The following is a 14714-nucleotide window of genomic DNA, read 5'->3' as shown; positions in this document are numbered from 1 at the left end:
GAGAATGACATAGCTGACGTGAACAGCCGCCCACCGATCCGTTCATTCTCCATTCAAGCAGGCGCCGCGCCCATGTCCAGGACGATTTCCTTCCCCGCGATCCCGGCGCCGTCCGCCGACAGGCGTCCGGTGCACGACACCCATCACGGCGTGACCCGCACCGACGACTACGCCTGGCTCCGGGCCGGCAACTGGCAGGAGGTGTTCCGCGATCCCTCCGTCCTCGACGCGGACATCCGGGCGCATCTCGAGGCGGAGAACGCCTATCAGCAGGCCATGCTCGCCGATCTCGAACCGCTGCGCAAACGGCTCTTTTCCGAGATGAAGGGCCGCATCAAGGAGGACGATTCATCCGTGCCGATGAAGGACGGTCCCTTCGCCTACGGCTCCTCCTACGTGATCGGCGGCGAACAGCCGCGCTATTTCCGCACGCCGCGCGACGGCGGTTCCGAGGAGCTGCTGCTCGATGGCGACGCGGAGGCGGCCGGCACCGCCTATTTCCGGATCGGCGGCACCGATCATTCCAGCGATCATGCCCGCCTTCTCTGGGCCTTCGACGACAAGGGCTCCGAGTTCTACACGCTCAAGGTGCGCGACGTCGCGTCGGGAACGGACCTGCCCGATCGCGTGCCCGACACCGGCGGCGGCGGGGTCTGGACGGCGGCGAACGACGGCTTCTTCTACACCCGCGTCGACCCCAACCACCGGCCCTCGAAGATCCTCCACCACGCGCTCGGCACCGACGCAGCCGACGACCGTCTCGTCTACGAGGAGACCGATCCCGGCTTTTTCATGAGTGTCGGCGGCACCCGCACCAACGACTGGATCCTCATCTCCATCAACGACCACGAGACGTCCGAGTACCGGCTCATCCCCGCCGCCGATCCGATGGCCGAGCCGAAAACCGTGCGGGCCCGCGAGCTCGGCGTGCAGTATGATCTCGAGGAGGGCGGCGACGTCTTCTTCATCCTCACCAATCTCGACGGCGCCAAGGACTTCAAGGTGATGACCGCGCCGGCCGCCGATCCGCGTCCGGAGAACTGGACCGACCTCGTCCCGCACGAGCCCGGCCGGCTGATCCTGGCGGTCATGGCCTTCCGCGACCACCTCGTCCGGCTCGAGCGCCGCGACGGCCTGCCGCGCATCGTCGTGCGCGAGCGGGCGAGCGGGGAGGAGCATGCGATCTTCTTCGACGAGGAGGCCTATTCGCTGGGGCTGATCGGCTCGCTCGAATACGACACCAGCGTCATCCGCTTCAGCTATTCCTCGATGACGACGCCCTCGCAGGTCTACGACTACGACATGGCGACGCGTGAGCGCACGCTCCTGAAGACGCAGGAAGTCCCCTCCGGCCACGACGCGGAGCACTACGTCACGCGCCGTCTGATGGCACCCTCGCATGATGGCGAACTGGTGCCGGTCTCGCTGCTCTACCACCGCGACACGCCGCTCGACGGCTCGGCGCCCTGCCTGCTCTACGGCTACGGCTCCTACGGCATCGCCATTCCCGCCGCCTTCAACACCAACATCCTGTCGCTCGCCGACCGCGGCCTCGTCTACGCCATCGCCCACACCCGCGGCGGCAAGGACAAGGGCTTCTCCTGGTACGAGGAGGGAAAGCGCGAGCGCAAGACGAACACGTTCCTCGATTTCATCGCGGTGGCGCGCCACCTCGTCGCCGAGGGCTACACCGCGCATGATCGCATCGTGGCGCAGGGCGGCTCGGCCGGCGGCATGCTCATGGGCGCCATCGCCAACATGGCGCCGGAGGCCTTCGGCGCGATCGTCGCCGAGGTTCCCTTCGTCGACGTGCTGACGACGATGCTCGACGAAACCCTGCCGCTCACCCCGCCGGAATGGCCGGAATGGGGCAATCCGATTGCCTCGGCCGCCGACTACGCCACCATCGCCGCCTATTCGCCCTACGACAACGTCGGCGAAAAACCCTACCCGCCGATCCTCGCCGTCTCGGGCCTGACCGACCCGCGCGTCACCTACTGGGAGCCCGCCAAATGGGTGGCCAGGCTGCGCGAACGGACGACCGGCGAAGGCCCGGTCCTCTTCCGCATCAACATGGAGGCCGGCCACGCCGGCGCCTCGGGCCGCTTCTCGCGTCTGGAAGAAATCGCCTACACCTACGCCTTCGCGCTGAAAGTGGCGGGGAAGGCGGAGGTTCCGCCGGCGATCTGACCCGGCGGCGATCGCGGCCTGGTCCGCGACCGTCCGACGATGCCGCCGATCATTGGCCGCTCGGCGAATGAGCAGTCCGCGTTTGCTCGTTCTGACAGACTGGCAATTGCGACATCGACCACACGTCATCCTCGGGCTTGTCCCGAGGATCTGTCGACTCTGGAACTCTAGGCATATCCGGCATTCCGGCGTTACGAGCAGACCCTGCGGAGTCTACAACCGAGGGGCAGATCCTCGGGACAAGCCCGAGGATGACCGCGTCACGCCGCAGTGACGATCCGCCTTTCGCGATCCGCTGCATAGGCCAGCGCGGCGCGAATGTCTTCACGCGTCAGGTCCGGATGATCGGCTAGGATTTCTTCGGCGGACATCCCGACGGCGAGCCAACCGAGAATGTCGGCGACCGCGATGCGCATTCCGCGAATGCAGGCGCGCCCTCCCCGCTTTCCGGGCTCCTGGGTGATGATGGATCGGTAATCGGTCTCCATCGTTGAAATCTACCACAATGGAGCCCGGGGCGCGAATGCCGTATCGAGAAGGGTCGGCAAGTGCCTTGTCGGAAGCTCTTTTTTCCCCGCTTCCGCAGAGCCACCTCAATCCAACGACTGCCCGTACCTTCTCCTACCGCGCCGGAAAGCCGTTCGGATGCCCCGGCACCGCCTTCAGGTACGCCGCGATCGCGGCGCGGTCCTCGGCGGGCAGCATGGCCATGTTCTTCTGCACGTCGACCATCGCGCCGCCGACGGTGTCGAAATCGGGCGTGAAGCCGCTTTCGAGGTAGTAGGCGATCTCGGAGGCCGACCAGGACAGGCCTTGCGGGGTGATGTTGGGGACGACGCCCTCGCCTTCCGCTGCCACGGCGCCGGCCAGCCATTCGCCGGTCTTCAGCCCGCCGGAGACGTCGCGCGGCGTGTGGCATTCGCCGCAATGGCCGGGTCCCTCGACGAGATACTGCCCGAGGAGCACGTCCGCCGACGCGCCTTCGATCGAGACGACCGGCGCCGGGTCGAGATTGACCAGCTTCCACAGGCCGATGCCGCGGCGGATGTTGAAGGGAAAGCCGAGGCGGGTCGGCTCGGCCTGGCCCGCCACCGGAGGGAGGGTCTTCAGGAAAGCGAAGAGGTTCGCCACGTCGTCCGGCGTCATCCGCGCATAGGACGTGTAGGGGAAGGCCGGATAATAGTGCCGTCCATCCGGCGAGACGCCGCGCTGCATGGCGTTGGCGAAGTCGCCGATGTCCCAGGCGCCGATGCCGTCGACCGGGTGGGAGGAGATGTTGGGCGCGATGAAGGTGCCGAAACCCGTTGCCAGCCGTACCCCGCCCGGCAGCGACAGGCGGGCTTCGCCCTCCGATCCGGGCGAGGCATGGCAGGAGGCGCAGCCGCCTGCCCAGAAGATGCGCTCGCCCTCGGCGGCGTCGCCCGGCGGAAAGGCAGCGACGTCTTCCGCCGGAAGAACCCGGGGCGCGGTGAGCCACCAGAAGGCGAGCGCGGACGCGCCGGCAAGGACGGCTGCAGCGATGGCCAGCTTGCCGGCGAGTCTCATGCGCGGGCCGTCCTCAGCCCTTCTTGGCGCGGTAGGTCTCGTGGCAGGAGGCGCAATTGCCGCCGATGGTGCCGAGCGCGGCGCCGAGCTTGGCCTGGTCGGCCGGCGGATTCGCCGCGAGCGCCGAGACGTCGGCCTTCATCTTGTCGACGCGCGCCTGGAAGTCGGCCATGTTCTCCCAGATCGCCGGGAGTGCTTCCGTTCCCGCGCCCGAGCCGGCCGGGAACAGCGCCGCGACGTCGAACTTCGCGGCATTCGCGTTCAGCGTCTCCAGAGCTGCGGCGACTGCCGCGGCATCGAACGGCTTCTCGCCCTTGGCCATCGGGGCCAGTTGCCCCAGGGAGGCGCCGAACGACTTCATCAGTGCCTCGCGGTCCTCGACCGGGCCTGCGATCGAGGCCGTCATGGCCAAACCGAGTGCCGCTGCGGCTAGAACGAACTTCCTCATCATGTCCTCCGGATGCCTTGCTGGGTAACGGCCTTGCTGGAATTGGCAGAACCGACGGGACCGACAATGGCAAACTTCGCGGTCACGCGCGTTCACGCTCGCGTGATGAGGCGATCGGCAGATCCGACACACCGTCAACGAAAAACGCCCCGACCATGGTCGGGGCGCTGCGACGTTCGTCTGTGGCTGGGGCCGATCAGGAGGCCTTCTCGAAGCACTCCAGCACGTAGTCCCAGTTGATCAGGTTGTCGACGAAGGCCTCGAGATATTTCGGCCGGGCGTTGCGGTAGTCGATGTAATAGGAATGCTCCCACACGTCGACGCCGAGGATCGGGCTCGCGCCGTGCACCAGCGGGTTCTCGCCGTTCGGGGTCTTGGAGATCTCGAGCTTGCCGTTCTTGACCGAGAGCCAGGCCCAGCCCGAGCCGAACTGGGTCGTGCCCGCGGCGATGAAGTCGGCCCTGAACTTGTCGTAGCCGCCGAGGTCCGAATCGACCGCCTTCTGCAGCGCGCCCGGCAGGGCCTTGCCGCCGCCGCCCTTCTTCATCCACTTCCAGAAATGGATGTGGTTGTAGTGCTGGCCGGCATTGTTGAAGAGACCGGCGTTCTTGCCGTAGGACTGCTTGACGATCTCCTCCAGAGACAGCCCGTCCATGCCCGCTTCGGCGGCCAGCTTGTTGCCGTTGTCGACATAGGCCTTGTGGTGCTTGTCGTGGTGGTATTCGAGCGTCTCCTTCGACATGAAGGGCTGCAGCGCCTCGTAGTCGTAGGGAAGTTCGGGAAGTTCGAAAGCCATCGTGGTTCTCCTTTGGGAGGCTGCGGGACGGGTGAAAGGGTCGGGCTCCATATAGGACAGACGGTCGCGCGAATCGAGACGTCGCTCGCGCGGGAGCCCGGGTTTGCCTCAGGCCGAGCGTCCGTGCGCCCAGTCCCAGTAGAGCGCGCGCGCCTTGGCGGCCACGGGTCCGGCCTGCAGCGTCCGGTCTTCGATCTGCAGCACCGGCACGACCTTGGAATGGTTGCCGGTCGAGAAAATCTCGTCGGCACCGAGGAAATCGGCCACCGTCAGCGTCTTCTCCACGACCGCCTGACCCGCCTCGCGCAGCAGGCCGATGGTGCGGGACCGCGTGATGCCGGACAGGAAGGTGCCGTTGGCCACCGGCGTGAAGGCCACCCCGTCCTTGACCATGAAGATGTTCGACGAGCCGGTCTCGGCCACGTTGCCCAGCATGTCGAGCACCAGCGCATTGTCGAAGCCGCGCGACCGCGCCTCCAGGATCGCCCGGCCGTTGTTGGGGTAGAGGCAGCCGGCCTTGGCGTTGGTCGGCATCGTCTCCAGCGAGGGGCGGCGGAACGGCGAGACCGTCAGCGAGAAGCCCGTCGGCGCGATCATCGGCGATTCGTAGAGGCACAGGCAGAAGCGCGTCGAGGCGGGGTCTGCCGGCACGCCCATGTAGCCGCCGTGCTCGGCCCAGTACATCGGGCGGATGTAGACGGCGGTGTTGCCGTCGAACTTCTTCAGCCCGTCCATCGTCAGGCCGACGATCTCGTCCGCCGTCATCGTCGGCTGCAGGCCGAGCGCCAGCGCCGAGGCGTTGACGCGGGCGGCGTGCAGGTCGAGGTCGGGGGCGACGTTCTCGAACCAGCGCGCGCCGTCGAACACGCTCGAGCCCAGCCACATCACGTGGCTGCGCGGTCCCACCAGCGCCACGTTGCCCTCGTTCCAGTCCCCGTCGACATAGGTCCAGGTGAGCGACTGCGCCTTCGTATCCACCGCCATGATGCATCCGCCTTTCGTTGACCCATGGATAGCGGCTCGTGCGGGTGCGTCAATCGTCCATGCCGCGGTTTTCTTGCGCCAGCGCTGCGCTTGACCGGTGCCGCCCGATCGGATCAAGTCTCGGGATCACCGACGGAACTTCCCATGCGCCACTCCGCCTACGTTTTCGACGCCTATGGTACGCTGTTCGACGTGCACGCGGCCGTGCGCCGCCATGCCGAGGCGATCGGGCCGGACGGCCCGCTCCTGTCGGAGATCTGGCGCGCCAAGCAGCTCGAATATTCCTGGGTGCGGACCCTGATGGGCTCCTACCAGGATTTCTGGCAGCTCACCCAGCAGGCGCTCGACTTCGCCTTCGCCCGCGTGCCCTCGGCCGACCGGTCGCTGCGGCAGACCCTGCTCGACGCCTACTGGCGGCTCGACTGCTATCCGGAGGTGCCGGCCGTGCTGAAGGCGCTGAAGGCCGACGGCGCGCGGCTGGCCATTCTCTCCAACGGCTCGCCTGCGATGCTGGAGGCGGCGGTGAAGTCGGCCGGGCTCGACCTCGTGCTCGACCACGTCTTCTCGGTCGACGAGGTCCGGAAGTTCAAGACCGATCCCGCCGTTTACGACATCGTGACCACGGCGTTACGCGTCTATCCGCAGGCCGTCTCCTTCCAGTCGTCCAACCGCTGGGACGTTGCGGGCGCTGCGAAATTCGGCTTCCGCACGGTGTGGATCAACCGGTCCGGGCAGCCCGACGAGTATCTCGATCATCCGCCCGCGGTGATCCTGCCCTCGCTCGGAGGCTTGCCGAACCTCGGCTGATCGGGGATACCGCAGGCATGAGCGCGGTGCGGCGAAAACCGGGCAACCGTTTGACCGCATGCGCGTTGTGCGGCTTCCACGAGGGTGACAGATTTTCATGACCGGACGTACGACTTCCACCGGCGGCGTTTCGCGGCGCTTCCTGCTGACGGCGGGCGCTCTCGGCGCCGGCCAGCTGGTTCTCTCCGCCTGCACCACGTCGCGCCCGATGCCGCAGCTGCCGCAATTGCCGCGGTTCGGCGAGGAGATGGGCGGCGGCTTCGACCATGCCGAGATCTATGCGGCGCGCAGCGACGGCGGCTTCCTCGTCCCGGCCGTGCCCTACGAGCGGATCCCGTCGCGCTTCCTGCGGCAGTATGTCTCCGACCCCACCGGCGAGGCGCCGGGCACCGTCGTCGTCGACACCTCGAAGCACTATCTCTACCTCGTCCAGCCGGGCGGACAGGCGATCCGCTACGGCGTCGGCCTCGGCCGCGCCGGCTTCGAATGGTCGGGCCGCGCCGTCATCCAGTGGAAGCGCGCCTGGCCGACCTGGACGCCGCCGGACGAGATGATCGCCCGCCAGCCCGAGCTCGCCAAGTACAGCGCCGACAATGGCGGCATGCGCCCCGGTCTCGACAACCCGCTCGGCGCCCGCGCCCTCTACATCTTCAAGGACAACGTCGACACCCTCTACCGCGTCCACGGCTCGCCCGAATGGTGGTCGATCGGCAAGTCCGTCTCCTCGGGCTGCGTGCGCATGATCAACCAGGACGTCATGGACCTCTTCAACCGCGTGCCGAACAAGACGCCGATCCTGGTGCGGTAGGCGGGCGGCACGCGGGTTCGTTCGCGAGAACGGCGGTTCCAACAGTACGGGCGGTCTTGTGGCTCGCCTGTTGGAACTTCTCCAGCCCGTCCGACCATGGTACGTTCCAACAGTTCGGATGAAATCCGCGCGCAACTGTTGGAACCGCCATGGACTTCGTCGAATTCGTCACCGATCAGAGCCGGGAAGCGATCAACACGCGCCAGCGCTACCAGGCATGGCGCAATGCGGTCGAACGCGAGCGCGGCTTCCGCGGGTCGATGGTCTGGGAGACGTCGAAGGGACAGGACTACCTGTTCCGGGCCTATTATGCCGAGGACGGCAAGCGCCGGCAGAAATCGCTTGGCCGACGCTCACCGGAGACCAAGGCCCTCAAGCAGACGTTCGAGAACGAGCGCGCCGCCGCGATCGCCAGCCGCAAGCGGCTCGATGAGGCGCTCGCCCGGCAGGCGGCGGTCAATCGTGCGCTGGGCATGGGCCGCGTTCCCCTGATCGCCGCCCGCATTCTGCGGCTGCTCGACCAGCGCGGCTTCCTCGGCAAGGGACTTCGGGTCGTCGGCACCAACGCGCTCTATGCCTACGAGGCCGCCGCTGGCGTGTTCCTCGATCCGGGCATCACCGCCACCGGCGACCTCGACCTTCTCTTCGACGCCCGCCGCGGCCTGAACCTCGTCGGCGATCCGGCGCTTTCGCAGGACGGGCTCGTCGATCTCCTGCGACGTGCCGATCGATCCTTCCGCAAGAGCCCGCAAGGTTTTCGCGCCGAGAACGACGAGGGCTATCTCGTCGATCTGATCACGCCGCTGCGCCGCCCGCCCTGGGCCCTGGCATCCGCCGCAGCCGGCGCCGACGCGCTCGAAGCCGCCGAGATCGAGGGCCTGTCATGGCTCGAGAACGCCCCCGCCTTCGACCAGGTCGCGCTCGACGAACGCGGCGCGCCGCTGCGCCTCGTCACGGTCGACCCGCGGGTCTTTGCGATCCACAAGCACTGGATTGCGAAACGTGCCGACCGCGACCCCCTGAAACGCCGCCGCGACGACGAGCAGGCGAGAACGGTCGCGGCCCTGACGCGACGCTATCTCGGCCACCTGCCGTTCGAGGCACCGGACCTGCTGATGCTGCCCCGCGGGGTGGTGGAGGAGGCGATGGCGGAGCTTGCCGGATAGACGCTGCCGCTCGCAACCGGGAGGCCTGCCGTTTCCCTTCAGACTGGACCCGGCAGAAGGGCTGCGTCCCTCGCCCCTCAGCGCTTCAAGCTCCCCAGGATCCCCCGCACCAGCGCCCGGCCGAGCGAGGTGCCCACCGACCGCACCACTGACTTGACCGCCGCCTCCGCCACGGTCTGGCGGTTCGAGGTCCGCGGGCGCGGGGCGGACGACTTGCTGCGGGTGCCGCCCGAACCCGATGAGCTCGAACCCGTGCGGCCCGAGGTCGTGCGGCTCGACCCGCCCGAGCGCCTCTGCCGGTACTCCTGCTCGAAGTCCTCGTCGCGGCGGCCCTTGCCGTCGAAATCGGGCAGCGTCCAGCGGTCGCCCTCGCGGGTCGCGTCGCGACCGCCGCTCCCGCGCCGGTCGTCGTCGCGGTCCTCGTCGCGTCCGTCGCCGCCCCAGGGCCCGCGCGGCCGGTCGCCCGCGTCCTCGCCCCACGGCCCGCGCGAACGCCCGCCATCCTCGCGCTCGGCCGCATCGGCCGCCTCGGCGCCGCGCCTCTGCAGGATCTCGAACGCCGATTCGCGGTCGATGGTCTTGTCGTACTGGCCGGCCACCGGGCTCATCGCCTGGATCTGCCGACGCTCCTCGTCGCTGATCGGCCCGAGCCGCGAGGCCGGCGGGCGGATCAGCGTGCGCTGCACGACCGACGGCACGCCCTTGGCCTCCAGCGTCGACACCAGCGCCTCGCCGACGCCGAGCTGGGTGATGGCCTCGGCGCAGTCGAAGTCGGGATTCGCGCGGAAGGTCTCGGCCGAGGCCTTCACCGCCTTCTGCTCGCGCGGGGTGTAGGCGCGCAGCGCGTGCTGGATGCGGTTGCCGAGCTGGGCCAGCACCGTGTCGGGCACGTCGAGCGGGTTCTGGGTGACGAAGTAGACGCCGACGCCCTTGGAGCGGATCAGCCGCACCACCTGCTCCACCCGGTCGACAAGGATCTTGGGCGCGTCGTCGAACAGGAGATGCGCCTCGTCGAAGAAGAAGACGAGCTTCGGCCGGTCCGGGTCGCCCACCTCCGGCAACGCCTCGAACAGCTCCGACATCAGCCAGAGCAGGAAGGTCGCGTAGAGCCGCGGGTTCATCATCAGCCTGTCGGCGGCGAGCACGCCGATGGCGCCGCGGCCGTCGCGCGTCGTGCGCATCAGGTCGGCGATCGCGAGTGCCGGCTCGCCGAAGAAGTTCGCCCCGCCCTGCTGCTCGAGAATCAGCAGCGAACGCTGGATCGCGCCGACGGAGGTCTTCGAGACGTTGCCGTAGAGCCTGGAGATTTCCGCGGCGCGGTCGGCCACGTGCGCCAGCATCGCCTGCAGATCCTTCAGGTCGAGCAGCAGCAGGCCGTCCTCGTCGGCGATGCGGAAGGCGATGTTGAGCACGCCCTCCTGCGCTTCCGAGAGGTTCATCAGCCGTGCCAGCAGCAGCGGCCCCATCTCCGAGACGGTCGCCCGGATCGGATGGCCCTTCTCGCCGAACAGATCCCAGAAGATCACCGGGAATTCCTGGAAGTCGTAGGGCTCGAGCTTCACCTGCTGTGCCCGCTTGACGAGGAACTCCTTGGGCTCGCCCATCGCCGCGATGCCCGACAGGTCGCCCTTCACGTCGGCGCAGAACACCGGCACCCCGGCATTGGAAAAGGCCTCGGCCAGCACCTGCAGCGTCACCGTCTTGCCGGTGCCGGTCGCCCCGGTCACCAGGCCGTGCCGGTTGCCGTATTTCAACAGCAGCGTCTCGGCCTTCTGATAGGCGTCGTCGGGCGTCCGGCTCGCACCGAGAAACAGGCTGTCGTCACTCATCAGGCGCAGTCCTCCATGGTCCCGACCGCGGCCGGTCTTGCCCGTCAGGTATAATCGCACCGATGCCGCCCCACAACGGCGCCACCGAAGGGTGGGACTCCGGCCGACGCTATACCTGCACCGCGTCATTCCGGAAGGCTGCGCCGCGCGGAGCGCGGTGGAGCCTGTCCGGAATCCATTCCGTGACGTCGGTAAGGGGGGGCACCGGCCGCAGGCGTCACGGAATGGATTCCGGATACGCCCGCCTCCGCTTCGCTCGGCGGCCGTTCCGGAATGACGCGGCGCAGCGAGAAAACGGCCGTCCACGACCCCCCTCACACCGGCCGTGCACGGTCCCGGCGAACGTCGCGGTTGCGGTCGGCCTCCGTCCGGCCTAATCCGACCGGCGGGCGAGGAGAGGAGCGGCAGCGATGCGGGAAGGTGTGGCGCCGATGCGTCGGAAGCGGTGCGATGCACGGGCCGGCGCTCCGGCTTTGTTGCGGTGCCCGCGGTTGCCCTCTACTCTGGCGGCGAAGCGGCCCGTGCACGGCCGCGCAGATGCGGACGGACGATGACACCTGATCTCCTGAGCCAGGCGGATTTTCCGCCGGTCGACGAAGCGCTCTGGCGCGACATGGCGGCGAAGGCGCTGCGCGGCGCCGATTTCGAGACCACGCTGGTCTCGCGCACCGACGACGGCATCCGCGTCGAGCCCCTCCACGCCCGGTCGCAGGAGCCGCAGCCGATCTCGCGGGTCGACAAGCATGCCGGCTGGCGCATCCTCCAGCGCGTCGACGATCCCGACCCGGTGCGCGCCCGCGCGCAGGCGCTGGAGGACGTGAAGAACGGCGCCGACGGGCTGTCGATCGTCTTCGAGGGCGCCCCCAACGCCTTCGGCTACGGCCTGCCCGCCACCCAGGAAGCGCTGGCGGCCACGCTCGACGACGTGCCGCTCGGCCGGCTCGACCTGCGCGTCGACACCCATCCGACGAGCCGCATCACCGCCGAATGGCTCGTCGCCTACCTGTCCGCCCGTCGCGCCGATCCCGCCCGCATGCATCTCTCCTTCGGCATCGATCCGTCGGCGATCTTCGCCGGCACCGGGCGCATGCGGATGTCGATCGAGGCGCTGAAGGCTTCGCTGCCGCAGTCGCTCGCCCATTTCTTCGCGCTCGGCGTGCCGGGCGTGCTGCTCGAGGCCGACGGCCGCGTCTGCCACAATGCCGGCGCCACCGAGGCGCAGGAACTCGCCTTCATGCTGTCCTCGGCGCTGTCGCATCTGCGCATGTTCGAGGCGGCGCGCCAGCCGCTGGTCTACGCGGCACCCCATATCGGCTTCGCCACCGCGGCCAACCAGGACCAGTTCGTCACCATCGCCAAGATGCGGGCGCTGCGGCGCCTGTGGTCGCGGGTGCAGGAAGTCTGCTCGGTCGAGCCGTCGCTGGCGATGATCCATGCCGAGACCTCCTGGCGGATGATGACGCGCCGCGATCCCGAGACCAACATCCTGCGCTCCACCATCGCGGTCTTTGCCGCCGCCGTCGGCGGGGTGGATTCGATCTCGGTGCTGCCGCACACGCTGCCCCACGGCCTGCCCGACGATTTCGCCCGACGCGTCGCCCGCAACACCCAGCTGGTGCTGTCGCGCGAGGCCAATGTCGGCTTCGTCAACGATCCGGCTGCCGGTGCCGGCGGCATCGCCCATCTCACCGAGGCACTCTGCGAGGCCGCCTGGGAAGAGTTCAAGGTCATCGAGCAGGAGGGCGGGATCCTGGAGAGCCTTGCCGCCGGCCGTTACCAGGCACGCGTCGTCGCGGCCCGCGAAGCCCGGGCAGCGCGCTACCGCGCCGGCGAGCGCCGCATCGTCGGCACCACCGTCTTCCCGCTGGCGCAGGAACGCCCGGTCGCCACCCTGCCCGCGGAGCGGCGCGAGGGACCGAAGGAGGGCGGCGCCTTCTGCGAGAAGCTCGCCGCCACGCGCATCGACGAGAGCCTGGGAGAACCGGCATGATCCCCGATTTCGCCGCCATCGACTGGTCGAAGCCCGCGCGCGGCAAGACGAGCCGCGACGACCTGTGGGAGACGCCGGAAGGCATCGACATCAAGCGCGTCTACGGCGAGGCCGACGTCGAGGGCCTGCCCTTCCTCGACACGGTGCCGGGTGCCGCCCCCTTCCTGCGCGGCCCCTACCCGACCATGTACGTCCAGCAGCCCTGGACGATCCGGCAATATGCCGGATTCTCGACGGCCGAGGAGTCCAACGCCTTCTACCGCCGCAACCTCGCCGCCGGCCAGAAGGGCCTGTCGGTCGCCTTCGACCTCGCCACCCATCGCGGCTATGATTCGGACCATCCGCGGGTCGCGGGCGACGTCGGCATGGCGGGCGTGGCGATCGATTCCATCCTCGACATGCGCCAGCTCTTCGACGGCATCCCGCTCGGCGAGATGACCGTTTCGATGACCATGAACGGCGCCGTGCTGCCGATCATGGCGCTCTACGTCGTGGCGGCGGAGGAACAGGGCGTCGCCCGGAAGGACCTCGCCGGGACCATCCAGAACGACATCCTCAAGGAGTTCATGGTCCGCAACACCTACATCTACCCGCCGAAGCCGTCGATGCGGATCATCTCCGACATCTTCGCCTACACATCGCGCGAGATGCCGAAGTTCAACTCGATCTCGATTTCCGGCTACCACATCCAGGAGGCCGGGGCGACGGTCGACCTCGAGCTCGCCTACACCATCGCCGACGGCATCGAATATGTCCGCGCCGGCATCGCCGCCGGGCTCGACGTCGACGCCTTCGCGCCGCGCCTCTCCTTCTTCTGGAACGCCGGCATGAACTTCTTCATGGAGCTCGCCAAGCAGCGCGCCGGCCGCCTGCTCTGGTCGATCCTGATGAAGAAGAACTTCGCGCCGAAGAGCGACAAGTCGCTGGCGCTGCGCGCCCACACCCAGACCTCCGGCTGGTCGCTCACCGCGCAGGATCCCTACAACAACATCACCCGCACCATGATCGAGGCGATGGCGGCGACCCAGGGCGGCACCCAGTCGCTGCACACCAACGCCTTCGACGAGGCGCTGGCGCTGCCGACCGACCATTCCGCCCGCATCGCCCGCAACACGCAGATCATCCTGCAGCAGGAATCCGGCACCACGCGCATCATCGATCCCTGGGGCGGCTCGGCCTTCGTCGAGCGGCTGACCTACGACCTCGCCGCCCGCGCGCTCGCCCACATCGAGGAGGTGGAGGCGCTGGGCGGCATGGCCGCCGCCATCGAGAAGGGCATCCCCAAGCTCAGGATCGAGGAGGCCGCCGCCCGCACCCAGGCGCGCATCGACGGCGGACGGCAGGCGCTGATCGGCGTCAACGCCTTCCAGCCGGAAAGCGAGATCGAGGTCGACGTGCTCAAGGTCGACAACGCGCAGGTGCGCGCCCGCCAGCTCTCCAAGCTGCAGCAGCTCAAGGGCACGCGCGACGTCGCCGCCGTCGAAGGCGCTCTTGCGGCGCTCACGGAAGCGGCGGCCGGCGGCGGCAATCTGCTCGAGTTCGCCATCCGCGCGGCGCGCGCCAGGGCCACCGTCGGCGAGATCTCGCTGGCGCTGGAAAAGGTCTTCGGCCGCCATGTCGCGACCGTCCAGACGATCTCCGGCGTCTACCGCGCCGAGGCCGGCGACATCCCCGCCATTCCGCGCGTGCAGGAGAAGGTCGAGGCCTTCCGGCAGAAGACCGGCGCAGCACCCCGCATCCTCGTCGCCAAGATGGGCCAGGACGGCCACGACCGCGGCCAGAAGGTCATCGCCACGGCCTTCGCCGACCTCGGCTTCGACGTCACCGTCGGCGCCATGTTCCAGACGCCGGAGGAGATCGCGAAGCTCTGCGTCGAGCACGACGTCCACATCGTCGGCGCCTCGTCGCTGGCCGCCGGCCACCTGACCCTGATCCCCGAACTGAAGGAAGCCCTGTCGCGTCTCGGCCGCGAGGACATCATGATCGTCGCCGGCGGCGTCATCCCGCCCGACGATTTCGACGCCGTGCTCGCCGCCGGCGCCACCGCCATCTTCCCGCCCGGCACGGTGATCCCGGAAGCGGCGGAGAAGCTCATGGACGCCCTGCTGGAGGGGTGATTTGCGCCTCGGTAACGTGTGTCGTATTCTCGGC

Annotated in this window: 12 protein-coding genes; 6 read left to right on the top strand and 6 right to left on the bottom strand. The window is 68.5% G+C overall.

The genetic code is table 11. The annotated features are described in order from the left end of the window. Positions 1-72 precede the first annotated feature (72 nt). The gene (locus tag IAI54_RS27245; RefSeq protein WP_187970158.1) at positions 73-2190 is read left to right on the top strand and encodes a S9 family peptidase; all 2118 of its coding nucleotides are present in this window, start codon (positions 73-75) and stop codon (positions 2188-2190) included. A 260-nt stretch (positions 2191-2450) separates the two neighbouring features. Here IAI54_RS27245 and IAI54_RS27240 read toward each other — a convergent pair whose 3' ends face one another. The 5 genes from IAI54_RS27240 to IAI54_RS27220 all read right to left on the bottom strand — a co-directional run bounded on the left by IAI54_RS27240 (position 2451) and on the right by IAI54_RS27220 (position 5963). Further along, positions 2451-2678 carry a DUF433 domain-containing protein gene (locus IAI54_RS27240; protein ID WP_187970157.1) on the bottom strand — a complete coding sequence of 76 codons (228 nt, stop codon included), beginning with the start codon at positions 2676-2678 and terminating at the stop codon, positions 2451-2453. Positions 2679-2811: 133 nt separating this feature from the next. Further along, positions 2812-3735 (bottom strand): cytochrome c, encoded by a 924-nt coding sequence (locus tag IAI54_RS27235; protein WP_187970156.1) that lies wholly within the window; start codon positions 3733-3735, stop codon positions 2812-2814. Positions 3736-3748: 13 nt separating this feature from the next. Continuing rightward, entirely contained in the window at positions 3749-4183 is a 435-nt protein-coding gene (locus IAI54_RS27230; protein WP_187970155.1) for a c-type cytochrome, read from the bottom strand. 196 nt (positions 4184-4379) lie between these two features. Next, positions 4380-4979 carry a superoxide dismutase gene (locus IAI54_RS27225; RefSeq protein ID WP_187970154.1) on the bottom strand — a complete coding sequence of 200 codons (600 nt, stop codon included), beginning with the start codon at positions 4977-4979 and terminating at the stop codon, positions 4380-4382. A gap of 108 nt (positions 4980-5087) precedes the next feature. Further along, a complete protein-coding gene (locus IAI54_RS27220) occupies positions 5088-5963 on the bottom strand; it encodes a branched-chain amino acid aminotransferase (RefSeq protein WP_187970153.1) in 876 nt (291 codons plus the stop codon). A 144-nt stretch (positions 5964-6107) separates the two neighbouring features. Between IAI54_RS27220 and IAI54_RS27215 the strand changes: the two genes are divergently transcribed. The 3 genes from IAI54_RS27215 (at position 6108) to IAI54_RS27205 (ending at position 8744) form a co-directional block, all read left to right on the top strand. Continuing rightward, entirely contained in the window at positions 6108-6770 is a 663-nt protein-coding gene (locus IAI54_RS27215; RefSeq protein WP_187970152.1) for a haloacid dehalogenase type II, read from the top strand. Positions 6771-6867: 97 nt separating this feature from the next. Next, the gene (locus tag IAI54_RS27210) at positions 6868-7578 is read left to right on the top strand and encodes a L,D-transpeptidase (RefSeq protein WP_187970151.1); all 711 of its coding nucleotides are present in this window, start codon (positions 6868-6870) and stop codon (positions 7576-7578) included. A 149-nt stretch (positions 7579-7727) separates the two neighbouring features. Further along, the gene (locus IAI54_RS27205; RefSeq protein ID WP_187970150.1) at positions 7728-8744 is read left to right on the top strand and encodes a GSU2403 family nucleotidyltransferase fold protein; all 1017 of its coding nucleotides are present in this window, start codon (positions 7728-7730) and stop codon (positions 8742-8744) included. Between the two features lie 77 nt (positions 8745-8821). Here IAI54_RS27205 and IAI54_RS27200 read toward each other — a convergent pair whose 3' ends face one another. Further along, positions 8822-10573, bottom strand: a complete 1752-nt coding sequence (locus IAI54_RS27200; RefSeq protein ID WP_187970149.1) for a helicase HerA-like C-terminal domain-containing protein — start codon at positions 10571-10573, stop codon at positions 8822-8824. Positions 10574-11123: 550 nt separating this feature from the next. Here IAI54_RS27200 and IAI54_RS27195 point away from each other — a divergent pair. Both IAI54_RS27195 and scpA read left to right on the top strand, forming a co-directional pair. Then, on the top strand, positions 11124-12563 hold the full coding sequence (locus tag IAI54_RS27195; RefSeq protein ID WP_187970148.1) for a methylmalonyl-CoA mutase family protein: 1440 nt from the start codon (positions 11124-11126) through the stop codon (positions 12561-12563). Then, on the top strand, positions 12560-14680 hold the full coding sequence (scpA, locus tag IAI54_RS27190; RefSeq protein WP_187970147.1) for a methylmalonyl-CoA mutase: 2121 nt from the start codon (positions 12560-12562) through the stop codon (positions 14678-14680). The genes IAI54_RS27195 and scpA overlap by 4 nt, the downstream gene beginning before the upstream one ends. The last annotated feature ends 34 nt before the right edge of the window (positions 14681-14714 follow it).

The sequence above is a fragment of the Aquibium microcysteis genome (assembly GCF_014495845.1).
Taxonomy (GTDB): Bacteria; Pseudomonadota; Alphaproteobacteria; order Rhizobiales; family Rhizobiaceae; genus Aquibium; species Aquibium microcysteis.
Note: the sequence above shows the minus strand (reverse complement) of the source record. Positions and strands in the feature narration are given on the sequence as shown.

Coding starts and splice junctions, on each gene's coding strand:
- IAI54_RS27245 (WP_187970158.1), top strand. CDS start 73: ATGTCCAGGACGATTTCCTTCCCCGCGATCCCGGCGCCGTCCGCCGAC.
- IAI54_RS27240 (WP_187970157.1), bottom strand. CDS start 2,678: ATGGAGACCGATTACCGATCCATCATCACCCAGGAGCCCGGAAAGCGG.
- IAI54_RS27235 (WP_187970156.1), bottom strand. CDS start 3,735: ATGAGACTCGCCGGCAAGCTGGCCATCGCTGCAGCCGTCCTTGCCGGC.
- IAI54_RS27230 (WP_187970155.1), bottom strand. CDS start 4,183: ATGAGGAAGTTCGTTCTAGCCGCAGCGGCACTCGGTTTGGCCATGACG.
- IAI54_RS27225 (WP_187970154.1), bottom strand. CDS start 4,979: ATGGCTTTCGAACTTCCCGAACTTCCCTACGACTACGAGGCGCTGCAG.
- IAI54_RS27220 (WP_187970153.1), bottom strand. CDS start 5,963: ATGGCGGTGGATACGAAGGCGCAGTCGCTCACCTGGACCTATGTCGAC.
- IAI54_RS27215 (WP_187970152.1), top strand. CDS start 6,108: ATGCGCCACTCCGCCTACGTTTTCGACGCCTATGGTACGCTGTTCGAC.
- IAI54_RS27210 (WP_187970151.1), top strand. CDS start 6,868: ATGACCGGACGTACGACTTCCACCGGCGGCGTTTCGCGGCGCTTCCTG.
- IAI54_RS27205 (WP_187970150.1), top strand. CDS start 7,728: ATGGACTTCGTCGAATTCGTCACCGATCAGAGCCGGGAAGCGATCAAC.
- IAI54_RS27200 (WP_187970149.1), bottom strand. CDS start 10,573: ATGAGTGACGACAGCCTGTTTCTCGGTGCGAGCCGGACGCCCGACGAC.
- IAI54_RS27195 (WP_187970148.1), top strand. CDS start 11,124: ATGACACCTGATCTCCTGAGCCAGGCGGATTTTCCGCCGGTCGACGAA.
- scpA (WP_187970147.1), top strand. CDS start 12,560: ATGATCCCCGATTTCGCCGCCATCGACTGGTCGAAGCCCGCGCGCGGC.